This is a genomic window from Aquitalea sp. ASV11 (assembly GCF_016429185.1).
Classification (GTDB): domain Bacteria; phylum Pseudomonadota; class Gammaproteobacteria; order Burkholderiales; family Chromobacteriaceae; genus Aquitalea; species Aquitalea pelogenes.
This window is the reverse complement of record NZ_JAELUD010000031.1, coordinates 26,550-44,552: the sequence shown is the minus strand read 5'-3', so window position 1 is coordinate 44,552 and position 18,003 is coordinate 26,550. Positions and strand designations below refer to the sequence as shown.

General features: G+C 54.4%; 16 protein-coding genes. 4 read left to right on the top strand and 12 right to left on the bottom strand.

Annotated elements, in window-relative coordinates; translation table 11 throughout:
- Positions 1-1,550 precede the first annotated feature (1,550 nt).
- The 7 genes from JHD62_RS11680 to JHD62_RS11650 are packed head-to-tail and all read right to left on the bottom strand — an operon-like array spanning position 1,551 to position 6,118.
- Positions 1,551-1,871, bottom strand: a complete 321-nt coding sequence (locus tag JHD62_RS11680) for a cupin domain-containing protein (RefSeq protein WP_199103035.1) — start codon at positions 1,869-1,871, stop codon at positions 1,551-1,553.
- On the bottom strand, positions 1,868-2,602 hold the full coding sequence (locus tag JHD62_RS11675; RefSeq protein ID WP_199103034.1) for a glycosyltransferase family 2 protein: 735 nt from the start codon (positions 2,600-2,602) through the stop codon (positions 1,868-1,870). The genes JHD62_RS11680 and JHD62_RS11675 overlap by 4 nt, the downstream gene beginning before the upstream one ends.
- A gap of 11 nt (positions 2,603-2,613) precedes the next feature.
- The gene (locus JHD62_RS11670) at positions 2,614-3,240 is read right to left on the bottom strand and encodes an HAD family phosphatase (RefSeq protein ID WP_199103033.1); all 627 of its coding nucleotides are present in this window, start codon (positions 3,238-3,240) and stop codon (positions 2,614-2,616) included.
- Positions 3,237-3,860, bottom strand: coding sequence for a hypothetical protein (locus tag JHD62_RS11665; protein WP_199103032.1), 624 nt, complete (start codon positions 3,858-3,860; stop codon positions 3,237-3,239). The genes JHD62_RS11670 and JHD62_RS11665 overlap by 4 nt, the downstream gene beginning before the upstream one ends.
- Positions 3,854-4,615, bottom strand: coding sequence for a glycosyltransferase family 2 protein (locus JHD62_RS11660; RefSeq protein WP_199103031.1), 762 nt, complete (start codon positions 4,613-4,615; stop codon positions 3,854-3,856). The genes JHD62_RS11665 and JHD62_RS11660 overlap by 7 nt, the downstream gene beginning before the upstream one ends.
- Before the next feature lie 22 nt (positions 4,616-4,637).
- On the bottom strand, positions 4,638-5,342 hold the full coding sequence (locus tag JHD62_RS11655) for an ABC transporter ATP-binding protein (protein WP_199103030.1): 705 nt from the start codon (positions 5,340-5,342) through the stop codon (positions 4,638-4,640).
- A complete protein-coding gene (locus JHD62_RS11650) occupies positions 5,342-6,118 on the bottom strand; it encodes an ABC transporter permease (RefSeq protein ID WP_199103029.1) in 777 nt (258 codons plus the stop codon). Before JHD62_RS11650 ends, JHD62_RS11655 begins: the two co-directional genes overlap by 1 nt.
- 721 nt (positions 6,119-6,839) lie before the next feature.
- Here JHD62_RS11650 and JHD62_RS11645 point away from each other — a divergent pair.
- Both JHD62_RS11645 and JHD62_RS11640 read left to right on the top strand, forming a co-directional pair.
- Positions 6,840-7,292, top strand: a complete 453-nt coding sequence (locus JHD62_RS11645) for a hypothetical protein (RefSeq protein ID WP_199103028.1) — start codon at positions 6,840-6,842, stop codon at positions 7,290-7,292.
- Between the two features lie 162 nt (positions 7,293-7,454).
- The gene (locus JHD62_RS11640) at positions 7,455-8,054 is read left to right on the top strand and encodes an alpha/beta hydrolase (protein ID WP_233160876.1); all 600 of its coding nucleotides are present in this window, start codon (positions 7,455-7,457) and stop codon (positions 8,052-8,054) included.
- Between the two features lie 74 nt (positions 8,055-8,128).
- On the opposite strand, the gene JHD62_RS11635 is transcribed toward JHD62_RS11640, so the two are convergent.
- Together JHD62_RS11635 and JHD62_RS11630 are read right to left on the bottom strand one after the other, a co-directional pair.
- Positions 8,129-8,965, bottom strand: a complete 837-nt coding sequence (locus tag JHD62_RS11635) for a sulfurtransferase (RefSeq protein WP_199103027.1) — start codon at positions 8,963-8,965, stop codon at positions 8,129-8,131.
- 190 nt (positions 8,966-9,155) lie between these two features.
- Complete coding sequence (locus JHD62_RS11630) at positions 9,156-9,566, bottom strand: HIT family protein (RefSeq protein ID WP_131356209.1); 411 nt, start codon at positions 9,564-9,566, stop codon at positions 9,156-9,158.
- Between the two features lie 169 nt (positions 9,567-9,735).
- Between JHD62_RS11630 and JHD62_RS11625 the strand changes: the two genes are divergently transcribed.
- Both JHD62_RS11625 and JHD62_RS11620 read left to right on the top strand, forming a co-directional pair.
- On the top strand, positions 9,736-11,043 hold the full coding sequence (locus JHD62_RS11625) for a hemolysin family protein (protein WP_199103026.1): 1,308 nt from the start codon (positions 9,736-9,738) through the stop codon (positions 11,041-11,043).
- Positions 11,044-11,179: 136 nt separating this feature from the next.
- The gene (locus tag JHD62_RS11620) at positions 11,180-11,473 is read left to right on the top strand and encodes a hypothetical protein (protein WP_199103025.1); all 294 of its coding nucleotides are present in this window, start codon (positions 11,180-11,182) and stop codon (positions 11,471-11,473) included.
- Between the two features lie 185 nt (positions 11,474-11,658).
- On the opposite strand, the gene JHD62_RS11615 is transcribed toward JHD62_RS11620, so the two are convergent.
- The 3 genes from JHD62_RS11615 to JHD62_RS11605 all read right to left on the bottom strand — a co-directional run bounded on the left by JHD62_RS11615 (position 11,659) and on the right by JHD62_RS11605 (position 18,002).
- Positions 11,659-15,501: a DUF3683 domain-containing protein gene (locus tag JHD62_RS11615; RefSeq protein WP_199103024.1), complete on the bottom strand. Its 3,843-nt coding sequence runs from the start codon at positions 15,499-15,501 to the stop codon at positions 11,659-11,661.
- Between the two features lie 218 nt (positions 15,502-15,719).
- Positions 15,720-16,709 (bottom strand): 4-hydroxythreonine-4-phosphate dehydrogenase PdxA, encoded by a 990-nt coding sequence (pdxA, locus tag JHD62_RS11610; protein ID WP_199103023.1) that lies wholly within the window; start codon positions 16,707-16,709, stop codon positions 15,720-15,722.
- 3 nt (positions 16,710-16,712) lie between these two features.
- Positions 16,713-18,002 (bottom strand): peptidylprolyl isomerase, encoded by a 1,290-nt coding sequence (locus JHD62_RS11605; RefSeq protein WP_233160874.1) that lies wholly within the window; start codon positions 18,000-18,002, stop codon positions 16,713-16,715.
- Between the last annotated feature and the right edge of the window lies 1 nt (position 18,003).

Genomic DNA, 18,003 nt, shown 5'->3' with positions numbered 1-18,003 from the left:
CCCCCCCCCCCCCCCCCCCCCCCCCCCCCCCCCCCCCCCCCCCCCCCCCCCCCTTTTTTTGCGTTCGTCTCGTGGGCTCGGAGATGTGTATAAGAGACAGCTCATAATCATTGATGAACTCTCGCATACTTTCTCGACGGAATGGAAATTTAGCTTCCAGCACCAATCGGCCAATATAGTTCAACCAAGTAGAAGTGTTTGTTTTCTTCCCTTCGGTTAAAGTATATGTTTTGCTTGAAACATATTTTTTGGCGAATAAATTTAGTCGGCGATACGCTTCAGTTGCGCTCAGTTTTATGAATGGTTTTCGTGGTAAAGCTAATAACCAGGGGCGACTAGCAGACTGCTTGATTTCCCCAGTAATCTCTTCATAAGACACTCGCCCACCAATTGTCATAATTGGTCGGCTAATTATAGATTGCGTTAAACCATATGGATTGACTCTGCTTGGAATGCCCATCAGGCTGGCACGATGAGAATGCTCAATATCTTCGAACTCGGCCCATAATTTTGAGTTGTCTTGTGGACATTTTAGCCAGACTGATCGCTTAGCCAGATAAAGACTGCCTGTTGTATAGTAACGCTCTCTCTCATAGCGATGTGCATTGGAATATATAAACCCAGTAGCCTCAAACTCGGCGAAAACCGAAGGGGAAAAATGGGAAAGGTCATTACTACTACCATGAAATAGTCCTAATGGGACACTATCAAGGGATGACATAAACATTCCAATATCCGAATATCTCCTCGGTAGTGCGTTCCATTTATCATCAAAATAGAGGCTCTGAAAGGTTGTAATTGGAAATGTGTCACCAAACTTCTGAATTGCATGATCAAAATCACGGGGAAGAAAAACACGATCATGTAATATACACAAGTTTTCGTAGCGCGCTTCTTGAGCAAGTCGGTTCTTTTTTCGTGAAATTTGGACGGGTGGAGCTGATATATCTTCTCCCACAATACGTACGTGATCCCAGTATTTGAAATTCTCCCCAGGGCGACCGCATAGCAAAATTTCTTTCTTTTGAATATTTAGCTCAAGAATACGTTTTACCGCCACATTTAATAATGTTGCATCTTCTGAGCCGGTTGGAATACAGAAGCTCCAACGATTGAGACCACTGCCAATTTCTGCAGGTAGAATCTTTACTTTACGCAATAAAGTACCAGACGGGTTCTTGTGCTCGATAATTAAGGCATCGCTATAATAGCTGCGCTCTAGATAACTTTTTTCTAATGGGTCACCAGCCAGTAAAATAGTACCGCCAACAGGAAGTGAGTGCGCAGCATCCCATAGGATCAGAGGGGCAAGGGGAGAGTCACTCTCTACTCCAAAGAAAATTAGATTTTCACCTGGCACCTCTATTAAACGCTCACAAGCATGAAAATTTTTCTTAATTAGATCAGATTTGTTTCTCTTGCTTGAGCGGAAGCTAATGATGGTAGCGCTATTTCTAAGTTCATCAATTTCGGTGGGGAGAAATGGTAGCTGGCTTGCCGATGCATAGCCAAGCTGCGTAGCGTGTACAAGTTGTACTATTGGCATATCTTCAAATCACATATTTATCATTAAGACAACCTGGTGTTTTGACTACAACGTTTACGGAGTCCGTTATGGCTTCGAAATCTGTAACTTCGTTGGGGGCTAATACAATAATATCTCCAGCTGTCCATATTCTCCCCGCCATCGATACTGTCCCAGACATAATGAGGGTAATTTCGGTTGCAAGTTTATGATAATGCGCCGCCTCTTTTTCTCCAGCTTTATACGTTTTTATGGCAACCTCGCACGCATCGGTTTTGAATGCTGTCGGAGTGAAGTTTCCAACAAACCAGCCTTTGAACATATCATCAAGTTTTGAATGATTCAATTCAGTCTCCCGTAATCTCGCGAATTTTCGAAGCGCTCAAACTGACGAGGAGTTTTTAATGGATGGTATTTAGAGGAGTCAATTTGAAATGTGCCAATTCGCTTATTATCTAAAATCATATCGTTTAATGAAGGCGCAATATAGAATAGGCCATCTACATGCGCATCTTTACGGATCATATTTTGTGCTGCATTAACAAAATCACGTCCGCATGCAAACCAGTAGAACCCAGCCATGGCATGTCGGCTAATAGGTCTTTTCTCGGCAGACTCAACCACTAATCCCTCCTCATCTAGACGTACATAGGAATAACGAGGGTGAACGGATGAGAAAGTAATAACACCTGCATCAAGCCTCTTCTTTTGAAAGAGGCGGACAGCATCACTAAAATCAATATCTAGAAGTTCATTGCTACTAACAATCATCAACTCTTCATTATTATTGATCCAGCCTGAGGCGAGAAGTGCAGTGCAGGCGGCACCTTTATTACCATTTGTTACTCGTAGTAGTTTGGAATTAGGGCAAAGTAAAGATGTCACGTTGTCCAGATGATAACGTTGTACATCTTCCCTCCGTAGTGCAAAAGTAAATTTTGTTTCATCAGACAAATTACAGGCATTGACCAGTCGTTCAATAATAGGAGTGCCATCAATTTCGGTTAGGCATAGCGGGTAAGTGCCGTCTTGTCCATCAAAGCTGTCTTGTCCAGCGGCTAGAATTAATACATTCATTAAACTATTTCCTACTCGACTTGTTCTATCTGAGAAATACGATCCATAATATTTGAAAAATTAACTTCATCGGTGTCCCGAACTACCAGCACATGAGCACCCGATGCAATTGCTGCACGAACGCCATTTTCATTATCCTCGACGATCAGGCATTCTTTTGGATGCAAGCCAAACTGAGAAATTGCTTTTTGATAGATTTCCGGATTCGGCTTGGGAGATGAAACATCTTCATTTGAAAGCATAAGATCTAGATAGCGGTTCAAGCTGGCTTTTTCCATCATTACTTCAATAGTGTTACGAATTGAATTTGATGCAATTCCTAACTTGTACCCTTTTGATTTCAGACGGGAGAGAGCATATTCATGGACAAAGCGCGGCTTACATTGCACGTGAACAATCTCCATTGTGTAGATTTGTTTCATCTCATTGATAAAATCATGCAGTTCACGTGGCAGATCTGCTTCAAGTGAGAGCATCTCTAGCTTTTTCCGGGTTGGTAGACCATCATATGATGTTAAATGATCGTAACGGCTAATTTCAAAGCCAAAGAGGCTAAGTGCGCGATTCAAGGCTTCGTAGTGCCAATCCTTAGCTTCGATAAGTACTCCATCCATATCGAAAATAATGGCCTTAATCACATCACACTCCTGAAAATATTATGGGCATCTAATGGTCGGTCAGTACATAGAATCAGGTCTGAATGTCGTGGGAGCGCCAACAATCTTTCCCAGAGTGAGGATGGGTCTCTCCCGTGTAGTTCAGGTGATACGATACAAACACGCTTTCCTTTTTCTAGTAGGCGAGTTATTAGATCGTTGCTGTACCACTCTCCATTAAAAGCATCAAGCCAAACACCAACAGCATGCTCAAGCCACACCGGTGATGGTTCGGCTTCGCTCAGCCGAGTGAAGATGGGATTGCCAGCTTTGATATGGCTAAGCTGGTCTGGAACAGACATGTCAAATACAAACCAGTCAACGTGCTTGCGAGAACTCAATTCCTCGGCAATCTTCTGAGCGAGGCCGTCTGACTTGATATTAAGCGCGACCGGGTAAGTTTTATCACCTAATATGTCTAGGAAGTCTGTGAATGCCAACTCACCGCCAGTTGGAATGTCATGGGAAATTACTAGTTTTCCATTTAAGTCACGGATATCAGTTTCCGTTCCATAACCGCTATTGAATGAGTTTAGAAAAGCTTCTCGTGAATTTTTCTGCTCTGGATATTTCCACAAGCCACGATGAGAAATAATTAACATTGAAAAGCCTCAGTGACTTTTCGAGATAGTGGAATATTAAGAAACCACTCTAAATCGTCAGGTATGCCGAGACCGTACATTCCTGCACGCTCCTCACCAATGTTGTAGACGCCAATACGCTGCCCATGTGTAATCAATAAATTATAGACAGGGGCCACATAGAACTCCCCATTTACGCGTTGATTTAGTGCTATGCTGTCTTTTGCAGCCGAAACAAAATCGGCTCCACGTTTGAAATTATAAATGCCTACCGTGGCTTCGTTGGAAATTACCTCTTTCTCAACGACCTTATCAACATGGCCAGTGCTATTGTGCCCAACAAATGACCATTTTGGGTCATTAGCCTTCATGGTCATAATGAGACCGTCTAGCTTGTTCTCGTTTAATTTATTAATATAATCATTGATATCTACGTCTACATATTGATCAGAGTTCGCGATCATGAGTGGATCTTCATTGTCAATAAGATGGCTTGCAGCAAGTACTGTACAAGCCGCACCTTCAGTAAGTCCATCAATTTGAATTAGCGCGCTGCCAGGGGCCCACTGTGATAATTTTTCTTCCAACTTGTACATGGAAATGTGTGAGCGCTGACAAATAAATATAAAACGATGAGGCTGCTTTGGGCGGAGATTTTCTATAACCAGACGAATCATTGGTATATGATGTACAGGAATAAGCGGTTTGGGATCAGTGTAGCCTGCCTTGGAGAAACGACTCCCAGCCCCCGCCATTGGAATAACGATATTTAGCATGATATTAAATCAGCTCAAAAAATTAAGAAAAATAACCTTCACCAACTACTCTGCCGTGAGCAAGATTAAGATATCGCTGACAGAACATGCGACCTTCTGCTGCAGAGTGGGTAACTAAAATTAGTGCCATACCACCCGCTTGCATTTCACGAATACGTGCATGGCATTTCTCGCGAAAGTCAGCATCACCTACAGCTAGAATTTCGTCTGCCAGGAGAATATCTGGCTCGACATGCATTGCGATAGAAAAGCCAAGCCGCATGTACATGCCTGATGAGTAATTTTTTACTGGTGTATCAATAAAGTTACCAAGTTCAGAAAAATCCACAATTTCGTTAAACCGACTGCGAGTTTCTTTGTTTGTTAATCCAAATAAACTTGCGTTGAGGTAAATATTTTCTTCACCAGTTAATTCATGATGGAAACCCACACCCAACTCAATAAGTGGTGCAATGCGACCATGGGTAATCAGTTTTCCACTTGTTGGTCTGTATATTCCAGATATTATTTGAAGTAGTGTGCTTTTGCCTGAACCATTGTGCCCTAGAAGTGCTAAAGATTCGCCTTGCTTGAGATCGAAAGATACATCGTGTAATGCATTGAAAGACTCAAGCCGTTGTCGATATTGTGGATTAAAAATTCCTATAAATCGGTTCTTCAGGCCACCCGCATTGTGTCTTAGTATAAAGTGCTTGCTAATATTCTTTGCATTTATTGCATAGGCCATTACATAAGCTCCGCAATGTTATTGGCTCTGCGAAATATGATAAGCCCTTGCGCAAGAGAAATTGCGCTCATGGTTGTTATCAATAAAATATCATTGGGGGTAGGGGGTATTCCTTGATGGAGTATGTAATAAAAATTTCTGAAATATGGGAGTAATGGATTAAGTTCTAAGTACTTGATGATGCCTACGGGAAGTGCACTTGTGCTCCATACTATTGGCGTTAGCCAAAATAGCAAAGGTAGTAAAACATCAACAAAATGCTTCAAGTCTCTAAATGTGACCTGGATGACACTAAGGGTAAGTCCGATGCCTGCAATAAAGGCTATGTAACAAAGAATAATAAAGGGGTACCAAATCATTGCAAGTGTAAACTCGCCGCCAAGAGCTTTAAACATGGAGACATAAACGATTAGTGCTGCCAACCAAAAGCAACATGCTGCAAGCATTCCTGACATTGCAAGTGCAATTTTGGGAAAGCGAATTTTCTTAATTAAACTTGAGTTGTTAAGAAGCCAGTCACAGCTTTGCGGCAAGATTTGTGAAATTAACATCCAGTGAAATACACCAGTAACGAGATGTAATGCAAATCGATCAGAATGGTTTGGAAAAATGTAAGTGAATACAACAAGGTATGTCACTGTTACAAGAAGCGGGTTTCCCAAGGACCATAAAACCCCCAGAATGGCGCCCATGTATCTGAGTTTTATTTCTTTTGAAACTAGATTTATGATTAAATCACGCCAAGAAAACCAACTGTATGAATCGTGATATTTCATTTTCAACTTCCAACGCCATTACGGTTGTTATATTTTTTAAAGTCAATGGAATGTGCGTTAAAAATGATATGGTACTGTTTAATCTGCATAGCCTTTGCTAAGGAAGATATGGTTAACCTTCTATTTTGGTGAGCAAAGAATATTCAGGCTATGGGCCAAATTGGCAGTAGAAAGTGTTTTAGGTTTTGTGTTGGCAGAAGCTTGGCGGGAAACTGGCAGTGCGTATGGGGACATAATGAGTTCGATGAAGCACGACGCACCTGAGCTACAACTGAACAGCTTGCTGGCTGATGACCGGAAGCCCTTAACCCTCAGATGATCTGTTTTTCGCTGCATCGTTGCTTCATGTCTAATCTCCGTATGTACTTGGTTGGACGCTAGCGTCTGGTGTCATTCACTAGGGGTGGGGCGTCGATTACCGACCACATTGTCAGCCCTTCGTTGATGGGGGGCGCACACTGCATCGGTCTATAAGGGGGGAGAAGTTCTCCGGCCATGCGCCGCTGATCGTGGATTACGCGCTGGAGCTGCCAGCCTGAGCGCTGCCGGGCGCTGCTTGATGAATTTGTGTTGAGCCGGTTGCGATTGCTAACACATCGCAATGATTGTTTTCACCGGTGGCAGGCTGCCGGGACTAGGATGAAGGCATCGGGGCAGATTGCCTGCGGCGTTTTCGGCATGCCGCAGGTGAGCGTGAACAACACTTATCTCAGGACGCGCCATGAAACATCGTCTGCTGTTTTGCTTGCTGGCATTGACCGCCGCCACCCGGGCGCTGGCGGCCAATGTCGGTATTTCGGTCAATATCGGAGAGCCGGGCTTCTACGGCCAGCTGGATATTGGTGATTATCCGCCACCGGCCTTGTTGTACCCGCAACCGGTGATTGTCCGTCCGGTGGTGGTGGCACAGCCACCCATCTACCTGCGGGTTCCACCGGGCCATGCCCGGCACTGGGATCGCTATTGCAGCCGTTACCATGCCTGCGATCGCCGGGTGTATTTCGTGCAGGACCAGTGGTATCGCCAGGAATATGCGCCGCGCTACCTGCGCGAGCACCCGCATGGTCACCATGACAATGGTTGGCATGAGGGCGATGACCACCGCGGGCATGGACCACGGGACGGACGTCCGGGCGAGCCCTGGCCGGACCAGGGTGGACCAGGTCGCCACTGAGCTTGTCGTTTTCCCTTGCACACCGCCGGTCATGCCGGCGGTTTTGCATTCTGTGGCAAAGCGTTCTAGCCTGTGCTCTGAATGACAAACCCGTCCTGGCAGACAGGGCGCAACCACGGTGCAGCATGAGTACGCCTGATGCACCGGTAACAAGCAAGGGTGATGATGCTGGACGATGATGATGTGGTGCTGATTACCGTGCCCGGGTGGGGTAATTCCGGTGACAAGCACTGGCAAACCCTGTGGGAGCTGACCTACCCGTTGGCGCGGCGCGTGCATCAGCAGGACTGGCTGTACCCGGAGCGCGAGGCATGGGTGGCGGCGCTGGATCAGCTGGTGCGGGACACGCCTGGCCGTATCGTGCTGGCAGCGCACAGTCTGGGCTGTCATACCACGGTGGCCTGGCTGCGCACGGTGGATTTCGTTACCCAGCGGCGCATCAAGGGTGTGCTGCTGGTGGCACCACCGGCACTGCCGATTACCGAGGCAAGGGCGCGCTCCAGTGGCGAACTGCCGGCTGCTGCGGCCATGCCGGCGTTTACCGGTTTCGAACAGCCTGACGCGGGCGCATTGCCGGTTCCGGCGGTGATGGTGGCCAGCCGGGATGATCTGTTTTGTGATTTCGCCACTGCCGAGTCCATGGCCTCAGGCTGGGGGGTACGTTTGCTGGATGCCGGCAAGGCCGGTCACATGGGCAGCCATGCCGGGCTGGGAAGCTGGGCGGCCGGCCAGCAGTTGTTGCAGCGTTTCATCCTGGCCTGAACTGGCCTGTGACGAAAAACCGCCGTCCCGGATAGCGAAGACGGCGGTTTTTTCATGGTGGTAACTTAGTTAACTTAGCGGGCGACAGGGCGCTCCGGGTCGCTGCACCATTCGCTCCATGAGCCCGGATACAAGCGGCTGCCGGTCAGCCCGGCATGTTCCATCGCCAGCAGGTTGTGGCAGGCGGTGACGCCGGAACCGCACTGATGCACGATTTCCTCCGGGCTGGTGCCTGCCAGTACGGCCTCCCATTCGCTGCGCAGGGTGGCTGGGTCCTTGAAGCGGCCGTTGCCATCCAGATTGTGCTGGAAGAAGCGGTTGCGTGCGCCGGGGATGTGGCCGCCGACCGGATCCATGGTTTCGCCTTCGCCACGGAAGCGCTCCGGACTGCGGGCATCCACCACGACAAAATCCTGTTCTTCCAGATTGGCCAGTACCTGATCGGCATCGACAGTTTCGATCAGGCTGGCCTTCACCGGGAAGCGGCGCGGCATATGGCGCTTCTTGTCGGTTTCCAGCGTGGCACCGGCCTGTTGCCAGGCCTGGATGCCGCCATCCAGTACCGCCACCGCAGCATGGCCCAGCCAGCGCAGCAGCATCCAGGCGCGGGCGGCGTACATGCCTCCGGCGTCGTCATAGCACACTACTTGCACATCGGCGGTAATGCCGGCGGCACCCAGGTCCACTGCCAGACGCTGGCCGTCCGGCAGCGGGTGACGGCCATTGCTGCCGGTTTTCACACCGGACAGGTGGTAATCCAGGTTGAGGTAAAGGGCACCGGGAATATGGCCGGCTTCGTAAGCATGCGAGCCGTATTCCGGGTCGGTCAGCTGGAAGCGGCAGTCGAGGATGACGGTGTGTTCCGGGTCCAGTGTCTGTAACTGGGCCGGGCTGATGAGGGTGGTGTACATCGGCAACTCCTGTGTGAGTGGTGGGCGGGTCGGGTCGACCTGCCGGTCTCGGGAGGAGCCGCTTACGAGCCGGCCCAGGGGCCGGCTTGAAAGCGGTTCCGCGTCATCGCTGGTGGTGTTTGCCACCAGCATGATCGCTCTAGCCTACACAGAAGCCATGGCCGCGGGCAAGTTGCCGGGGATGGCGCGCTCAGCTGGCAGCTTGCTGCAAGAGGGCAGTGCGCAGCAGCCCGGCCAGTTGCGGCTGGCTGTGGTCGGCCCCTTCGCGCTGTGGGCTGGCCCAGATCGGGCTGGGGAAATGGGCATCATCGGCAAAGCGCGGAATCACATGCCAGTGCAGGTGCGGCACCACATTGCCCAGGCTGGCCAGATTGATCTTGTCTGGCTGCATGACGTGGCGGATGGCCTTTTCGGTGCGCAGTACCCAGTCAAGCACATGGGCGCTGTCGGCCGGAGGCAGGTCACTCATTTCGCGTACGTGCTGTTTCCAGATGACGCGGCAAAAGCCGGGATAGCCGGCTTCTTCTACCAGCAAGACCCACAGTCGGGCATCTTCGTACAGCAATTCGCCGGCAGGCAGGGTGCAAAGCGGACAAGTCATGAGCGGATCGCCTTATTCTGTTGAAGGATGTCGCTCATTCTACCGTGCCACGGCCTTGCGGTTTTTTTTCGTCTGTTATACTGATTCCACTGTCCGCATGTTCAGTCCTGTCATGCGGAATGGCTATCCTGTACAAGACATCCCGTCGCTAACCCCCTGGAAATACTGTGTGAATCTGGTTCAGAACCTGATGGTGATTGCCGTACTGATTTTGATCAGTGCCTTCTTTTCCGTATCGGAAATCTCGCTGGCGGCGGCACGCAAGATCAAACTGCGGCAAATGGCCGAAGAGGGCGACGTGCGTGCCGAACGCGTGCTGGCCTTGCAGGCGCAGCCGGGCTTGTTCTTTACCGTGGTGCAGATCGGCCTGAATGCCGTGGCCATCATGGCCGGTATCATGGGCGAGGCGGCCTTTACCCCCTATTTTGCCCAGGCACTGCATCTGGTGTTTTCCGCCGACTGGGTGGAGCGGGTCAGCTTTCTGCTGTCTTTCGTCACCGTCACGGCGCTGTTCGTGCTGTTTGCCGACCTGATGCCCAAGCGCTTGGGCATGTCGGCACCGGAGCAGATTGCGGTGCGCGTGGTACGGCCGATGCAGGCCTGTGTCCGGCTGTTCATGCCCTTGGTGTGGCTGTTCAACAGTCTGGCCAATGCCTTGTTCCGTCTGTTTGGCCTGCCCACGGCGCGGCCGGACGACCTGACGCCGGACGATATCGTGGCGATGATGGAAGCCGGGGCCGAGGCCGGGGTATTGCAGGAGCAGGAACATCATCTGATTGAAAACGTGTTCGAGCTGGAAAGCCGCACCGTGCCGTCGTCGATGACCGCGCGCGAAAGCGTGGTGTATTTCACCCTGCAGGAAGAAGAAGCCAGCATCAAGCGCAAGATTGCCGAATGCCCGCATGCCAAGTATCTGGTGTGTGACGGCGTGGTGGATGCTGTCGTTGGCTATGTGGATTCCAAGGACATCCTGACCCGGCTGGTGAACCAGCAAAGCGTGTCGATCAAGCGTGAGCTGACCATCCGCAATGTGCTGATCATCCCGGACAGCCTGACCCTGTCCGAGCTGCTGGAGCGCTTCAAGGCCTCACGCGAGGACTTTGCCGTGGTGATGAACGAGTACGCGCTGGTGGTGGGCATCATCACCCTGAATGATGTGATGAGCACGGTAATGGGCGACCTGGTGTCGCAAAGCCAGGAAGACCAGATCGTGCAGCGTGATGCCGACAGCTGGCTGGTGGATGGCGCCTCGCCGGTGGAAGATGTGCTGCGCGCGCTGGATATCGATGGCTTTCCGGATGACGAGAACTACGAAACCATTGCCGGTTTCATGATGTACATGCTGCGCAAGATTCCCAAGCGCACCGACCATGTCGAGTACGCCGGCTACAAGTTTGAAGTGGTGGACATCGACAATTACCGTATCGACCAGCTGCTGGTCACCCGTGTGCAGGCACCAGCTCCGGCTGGTGGCTGAGGCGGTTACGAACGCTTACACGGGCTTACAAGAGTCTCACAGACGCGCAGCTCTCCCCTCCCTAAGATGCAGTTCATGGAGACAGCAAACACGCTGCCCCCGGAACCCAACAAAGTCGCCTTACGGGAGAATGACCATGAAAAAGATCGCCGCCCTTGCCCTTGCCGCCGTGTTTGGTCTGGCTTCCGCTGCCGGTTTTGCTGCCGATGCCTCTGCTCCGGCTGCCAAGCCTGCAGTCGCTGCGCCGGCCAAGGCCCATGCCAAGGCACACCATGCCAAGAAAAAACATCATCAGGTGAAGAAGGCCCGCAAGGCCGCTTCGGCACCTGCCGCACAAAAGGCACAAGCTGCCAAGAAGCATGTGCACAAGCATCACCACCGCCATGCGGTGAAGCATCACCAGCATGCCCCGCGCAAGCTGAACCAATAAGCCATAAGCCGCTCAGCGGCAGCTCACTCGCAGTATGTAGTGCTCAAGCAAGAGGAGGCGCAAGCCTCCTCTTTTTTTGTGACTGTCCGCTTATGCAGGATCAGACGGTGGGACCAGGGTTGGCATGGCATGAAAAAACCGCAGGCCGGAGCCTGCGGTTTGTAAGGTAGTACCAGGGTGATGGCTTACAGCAGCACGCGTTCGATACCACCGTTGCGGGCTTTTTCCACGTAGTCCTTCATCCAGTTCTTGCCCAGGATGTGCTTGGCCATTTCCACCACGATGTAGTCGGCTTCGGTGCCGGTATCCGGACTGTAGCGCGACAGGCCCTGCAGGCAGGACGGGCAGGAGGTCAGAATCTTCACCGGCTGTTCGGTCGCACCGATCTTGGCCAGATCCTTGTTGATTTCCTCTTCCTTGCGCGAACGCACCTGGGTGGCAATGTCCGGACGGCTGGCGGCAAAGGTGCCGGATTCACCGCAACAACGATCACTCAGGGTTACGCCGCCGCCCAGCAGCTTGTTGGCCACGTCCAGCGGCTGGTAGGCCTTCATCGGGGTGTGGCAGGGGTCGTGGTACATATACTTCTGACCGCCAATGCCATCCAGTTTCAGGCCCTTCTCCATCAGGTATTCATGGATGTCGATGATGCGGCAGCCCGGGAATATGTCCTCGAAGCGGTATTTCGCCAGCTGGTCGTAGCAGGTGCCACAGCTCACCACCACGGTCTTGATGTCCAGATAGTTCAGCGTGTTGGCCAGGCGGTGGAACAGCACGCGGTTTTCCGTGGTGATGGCCTCGCCCTTGTCGGCGTAGCCTGCCGACGTTTGCGGGTAACCACAGCACAGATAGCCCGGCGGCAGCACCGTCTGGGTGCCGACATGCCACAGCATGGCCTGAGTGGCGAGGCCTACCTGGCTGAACAGGCGTTCCGAGCCGCAGCCGGGGAAGTAGAACACCGCTTCGGCATCTTCCGCCACCTGCGGGTTGCGGATGACCGGCACCACGTTGGCGTCTTCCACATCCAGCAGCGCACGGGCGGTTTTCTTGGGCAGGCCGCCCGGCATCGGCTTGTTGATGAAGTGAATGATTTGTTCCTTCACCGGTGCCTTGCCGACGGTGGACGGCGGCTGCTTGGTTTGTCCGCCGGTCAGGTGCAGCTTCTTGCCCACGCTGTAACCCAGGCGCTGCGCCTTGTAGGCAAAACCGACCAGGCCGCCACGAATGGCCTTGATGGTGGACGGGTCCTTGACGGTGAGGAAGGCCATGCCCAGCGCGGTACCGGGGTTGAAGCGCTTGTTACCGGTCTTGCGCAGGAAGTTGCGCATGGCGACAGACACATCGCCGAAGTCGATCTTCACCGGGCAGGGTTTCACGCAGCGGTGGCATACCGTGCAGTGGTCGGCCACATCGGACAGCTCGTCAAAGTGCTTCAGGCTGACGCCACGGCGGGTTTGCTCTTCGTACAGGAAAGCCTCGGTCAGCAGGCCGACGCCCAGAATCTTGTTGCGCGGGCTGTACAGCAGGTTGGCGCGCGGTACGTGGGTGGAGCACACCGGCTTGCACTTGCCGCAACGCAGGCAGTCCTTGACGCTGTTGGAAATGGCACCGATGTCGGATTGTTCCAGAATCAGCGATTCCGCACCCAGCAGCGAGAACGACGGGGTGTAGGCCATGGTGAGGTCGGCACCCGGCAACAGCTTGCCGCGGTTGAAATGGCCCTTGGGGTCCACGCGCTGCTTGTAGGCGCGGAAGGGGGCGATTTCCTCTTCGGTGAGGAATTCCAGCTTGGTGATGCCGATGCCGTGCTCGCCGGAAATCACGCCGTTCAGCCTGCGTGCCAGTTGCATGATGCGTGCCACCGCCTTGTGCGCGGTTTGCAGCATGTCGTAGTCGTCGGAGTTGACCGGCAGGTTGGTATGCACATTGCCGTCACCGGCATGCATGTGCAGCGCCACGAACACACGGCCGCGCAGTACTTTCTGGTGCAGTGCGTGCACGGCGTCCAGAATCGGCGCGTCGGCCTTGCCGGAGAACAGGTTTTCCAGATCGCTCAGCAGCTCGTCCTTCCAGCTGACGCGCAGCTGGAAGTCGCGCATGGCGATGAATACGCTGGACGGGCTGGCATTGGCATCCACCAGCGGCGCATCCGGCCACAGGCTGCGGTACTGGGCAAACGGCGCATCCAGATTGTCCAGCAACCACTGCCAGCGCTGACGCAGGGTGGCAATCAGTTCCAGTGCGGAACTGCGACGCTCGCCGATGATTTCGTCGGCCGAGACGGCACCGCCTTCGGTATCCACCGGCAGGTTGCCTTGGAAGTATTCGCTCAGCGTATCCAGCAGGCGCAGCTTGTTGGCGACGGATAGCTCGATATTGATGCGTTCGATACCGTCGGAGTAATCGCCGAGGCGCGGCAGCGGAATCACCACGTCTTCGTTGATCTTGAAGGCATTGGTATGACGCGAGATGGCCGCAGTGCGCGAGCGGTCCAGCCAGAACTTCTTGCGTGCTTCCGGTGTGACGGCGATAAAGCCTTCGCCGGTACGGGCATTGGCAAAGCGCACCACCTGGCTGGCGGCTTCGGCCACCGCGTTTTCATCGTCGCAGACAATGTCAGCCAGCAGTACCATTTTTGGTCTGCCCTTGCTCTTGGCCTTGGTGGCATAGCCCACGGCACGCACATAGCGCCAGTCCAGGTGTTCCAGGCCTGCCAGCTGTACACCGGCTGCATGGCCGGCACCACCGGGCTTGAAGTAGTCGGTGATTTCGACGATGGCCGGGGTGGCCTGGGCCACGGTGCCGAAGAATTCCAGACACACGGTGCGCGTGTGTGCCGGCATGCGGTGCAGCACGAAGCGCGCGCTGGTGATGATGCCGTCGGTGCCTTCTTTCTGCACGCCGGGCAGGCCGGCCAGGAATTTGTCGGTCACGTCCTTGCCCAGGCCGACCTTGCGGAAAGTGGGGCCGGGGATGTCCAGTTGCTCGGTGGACAGGACGGTCTTGTCGTCTTCCTTGTAGCGGGTGATGCGGAAGCTGGCCACGTCCACATCGTGGATCTTGCCGTAGTTGTGGCCCACCCGTTCGATAAACATCCAGTTACCGTTGGGGTCCACCATTTTCCAGCTGGCCAGGTTGTCCAGCGCGGTGCCCCACAGCAGGGCTTTCTTGCCGCCGGCATTCATGGCGACATTGCCGCCAATACAGGAGGCTTCGGCGGAGGTGGGGTCCACGGCAAATACCAGACCGGCAGCACTGGCTGCCTCGGCCACGCGGGCGGTGACCACACCGGCACCACACTGGATGGTGGCGCGCTGGCCATCCAGGCCGGGCAGGGCGATGTATTCCACACCGTTGTGCTGCACCAGCTTTTCGGTGTTGATCACGGCGCTGCGGCGGTCCAGCGGCACGGCACCACCGGTGTAGCCGGTACCACCGCCACGCGGGATGATGGTGAGTTCCAGCTCGATCAACGCCCGCACCAGTGGCGCGATTTCCTCTTCGGTATCCGGTGACAGCACCACGAAGGGGTATTCCACACGCCAGTCGGTGGCGTCGGTCACGTGCGAGACACGAGCCAGGCCATCAAACAGGATGTTGTCGCGGCGGGTGTGGCGGCTGAGCTTTTTCAGGATGGCCTGACGCAGTTCGCGGGTTTCGGCAAATTGCTGCTCGAAAGCGTTCACCGCCTGGCGGGCGGCGGCAATCAGCTGGCCTACCTTGTCATTGCCTTCGCGGCGCTTTTCCACTTCCTGCAGGCGGTGGTGCATGGCTTCCACCAGCGCGGACAGGCGCTTGGGGTTGTCCAGCAGGTCGTCTACCAGGTAGGGGTTACGGTCCACTACCCAGATATCCCCCAGCACTTCAAACAACATGCGGGCAGAACGGCCGGTCTTGCGCTCGCTGCGCAACTCTTCCAGCAGCGCCCACATGGGTGCGCCCAGAAGCCGGATGAAGATTTCCCGGTCCGAATACGATGTGTAGTTATAGGGGATCTCGCGTAGACGCTGCTGGATGGTGGTGGTCATGGTCCGTGCTGCTGTAATTGTTTGAATACATTAGCGGCTAGTTTAGCCCAATTGCTGCGTTGCGAAAAATGCCGTTCACGTCATTTTTACATTTTGATATCAAGATACCGACCTGTTCTGGATGTTGTCCGACAAAACAGGCCCGTCGGCCTTAAGGTATTGCCACAAAAGGAAAAGCCCCTGTTATTAGCAGGGGCTGTGGTGTTTTGGCGGCAGTTTCACTGCTGTGTGACAGCCAGCTGTGCAGCCAGACGCACGGCTTCGTACAGGCTGCCCGGATCGGCCCGGCCGGTGCCGGCCAGGTCCAGCGCCGTGCCGTGGTCCACCGAGGTGCGGATGATGGGCAGGCCCAGTGTGATGTTGATGCCGGCCCCGAAGCTGGCGTGCTTGAGCACCGGCAGGCCCTGGTCGTGGTACATGGCCAGTACCGCATCAGCAGTGGCCAGCTTGTCCGGGTTGAACAGGGTGTCAGCCGGTAGCGGGCCGATCAGCTGCATGCCTTCGGTACGCAACTGTTGCAATACCGGTTCGATGACGTCGATTTCCTCACGTCCCATGTGGCCGGATTCTCCGGCATGCGGGTTGAGGCCCGCCACCAGAATGCGCGGATTCTGCAGCCCGAACTTGTGCTGCAAATCGTCATGCAGGATGCGGATGACGGCTTCCAGCTCCGGCTTGGTGATGGCGTCGGCCACGGCACGCAGCGGCAGATGGGTGGTGACCAGCGCCACCCGCATGCCGGCCCCGGCCAGCATCATCACCACGCGCGGGGTGGAGGTGTGTTCTGCCAGATATTCGGTATGGCCACTGAATGGCACGCCCGCATCGTTGATCACGCCCTTGTGTACGGGCGCGGTTACCATGCCGGCAAACTCACCGGACAGACAGCCGGCAATTGCTGCGTCCAGCGTATTCAGCACATAACGGCCATTGCGCTTATCCAGCACGCCAGGGGTAACCGGTGCGGCCAGCGGCACATGCAGGACTTCCAGCGTACCGGCTGCGGGGGCTGGCTGACCGGACTGGTAAGGCTGGAATGACAGCTGGTGCAGGCCCAGTTGCAGTGCGCGCTGTTGCAGCAGGGGCAGGTCGGCAATCACCACCAGCCGGGCATCTACCGTGAGGCGGCCCAGGGTGAGTACCAGATCCGGGCCGATGCCGGCCGGTTCTCCGGCGGTGACTGCCAGCAGGGGGCGTGCCGCAGTCATGGTTTACTTGTCGTCCAGGCGCTGTTCGACAAAGGCGGAATCACGCAGCTGACGCACCCAGTCCAGATAAGCCTGGTCCAGCTTGCGCAGGCGCAGTTGCTGCTTGATGGTCTGGCGTTCTCTATCGGCGGAGACATCCTGGTTGCGCTTGGCATCCACCAGGATCAGGTGCCAGCCAAACGGGCTGCGTACCGGCTCGGACACAGTGCCCACCGGCAGGGCCAGCATGGCTTTTTCGAATTCCGGCACCATGTCGCCCTTGTTCACCCAGCCCAGATCGCCGCCTTTGACATTGCTGCCGTCTTCGGAATACAGCTTGGCCATCTCGGCAAACTTGGCACCGCGCAGAATACGGTCGCGGATTTGCAGGATACGGTTCTTGGCGTCGGTATCCGACACCGCTTCATTGGTACGGATCAGGATGTGCGAGGTGTGGTATTGCTCGACCACCAGCGGCTGGTTGCCGCCACGCTTCTCGATCAGCTGGAAAATCATGAAGCCTTGCGGGGTGCGAATGACACCGGTGTGCTGGCCCGGGTTGAGGCTGTCCAGCAGTGACACGAATTCCTGCGGCAAGGTGGCGGCAGGACGCCAGCCCAGATCGCCACCCTTGATGCCGTTCGGTGCGTCGGAGTAAGTGGCTGCCACCTTGGCAAACGGCTGCTTGTCATTCAGCTCGGCCAGTGCCTTGCTGGCCTTGGCCGCCAGGTTGTCCAGCTGCTTGGCGTCGGCGCGCTCCGGGGTGCTGACCAGAATGGTGGCCAGGTGGTATTCGTTGCGATTGGCACTCTGGGCACTTTTCAGTACCTGATCCACTTCGCTGTCAGTCACGTTGATGCGCGAGCCGATTTCATTGTTTTTCAGACGCGCCAGAATGATTTCGCGGCGGATTTCCTCACGGAAGCGGGCAAACGGCACGCCTTCCTTGGCCAGCTGGGCTTGCAGGCCTTTCACGTCCAGCTTGTTCTGCTTGGCGAGGTCGGCAATGGCCAGGTCCAGGTCATGGTCATCCACGCGGATGCCGTTGCTGTTGGCGTATTCCAGCTGTGTCTGCTCGGTAATCATCTGCTCCAGCACCTGATGCGCCAGAACGTCACGCGACGGCGGGGTGACATTCTGCCCCTTCAGTTGCTGGATGACGGCATCAATACGGTTTTGCAGGTCCAGATTGGTGATGACGGTCTTGTTGACCACCGCCACGATGCGATCCATTTCATTGACCGGGGTGGCCGGTGCTGCGTGGGTCGTCTGGACGAGTGTTGCAATCAACAGAGCAAGCAGGGTTTTTTTCATG

Excerpts from the sequence above, each read along its gene's own strand:
- JHD62_RS11655 (WP_199103030.1), bottom strand. The coding sequence starts at position 5,342 with ATGGCCTATGCAATAAATGCAAAGAATATTAGCAAGCACTTTATACTA.
- JHD62_RS11650 (WP_199103029.1), bottom strand. The coding sequence starts at position 6,118 with ATGAAATATCACGATTCATACAGTTGGTTTTCTTGGCGTGATTTAATC.
- pdxA (WP_199103023.1), bottom strand. The coding sequence starts at position 16,709 with ATGACTGCGGCACGCCCCCTGCTGGCAGTCACCGCCGGAGAACCGGCC.
- JHD62_RS11645 (WP_199103028.1), top strand. The coding sequence starts at position 6,840 with ATGAAACATCGTCTGCTGTTTTGCTTGCTGGCATTGACCGCCGCCACC.
- JHD62_RS11675 (WP_199103034.1), bottom strand. The coding sequence starts at position 2,602 with ATGAATGTATTAATTCTAGCCGCTGGACAAGACAGCTTTGATGGACAA.
- JHD62_RS11635 (WP_199103027.1), bottom strand. The coding sequence starts at position 8,965 with ATGTACACCACCCTCATCAGCCCGGCCCAGTTACAGACACTGGACCCG.
- JHD62_RS11640 (WP_233160876.1), top strand. The coding sequence starts at position 7,455 with ATGATGCTGGACGATGATGATGTGGTGCTGATTACCGTGCCCGGGTGG.
- JHD62_RS11665 (WP_199103032.1), bottom strand. The coding sequence starts at position 3,860 with ATGTTAATTATTTCTCATCGTGGCTTGTGGAAATATCCAGAGCAGAAA.
- JHD62_RS11660 (WP_199103031.1), bottom strand. The coding sequence starts at position 4,615 with ATGCTAAATATCGTTATTCCAATGGCGGGGGCTGGGAGTCGTTTCTCC.
- JHD62_RS11630 (WP_131356209.1), bottom strand. The coding sequence starts at position 9,566 with ATGACTTGTCCGCTTTGCACCCTGCCTGCCGGCGAATTGCTGTACGAA.
- JHD62_RS11620 (WP_199103025.1), top strand. The coding sequence starts at position 11,180 with ATGAAAAAGATCGCCGCCCTTGCCCTTGCCGCCGTGTTTGGTCTGGCT.
- JHD62_RS11605 (WP_233160874.1), bottom strand. The coding sequence starts at position 18,002 with ATGAAAAAAACCCTGCTTGCTCTGTTGATTGCAACACTCGTCCAGACG.
- JHD62_RS11615 (WP_199103024.1), bottom strand. The coding sequence starts at position 15,501 with ATGACCACCACCATCCAGCAGCGTCTACGCGAGATCCCCTATAACTAC.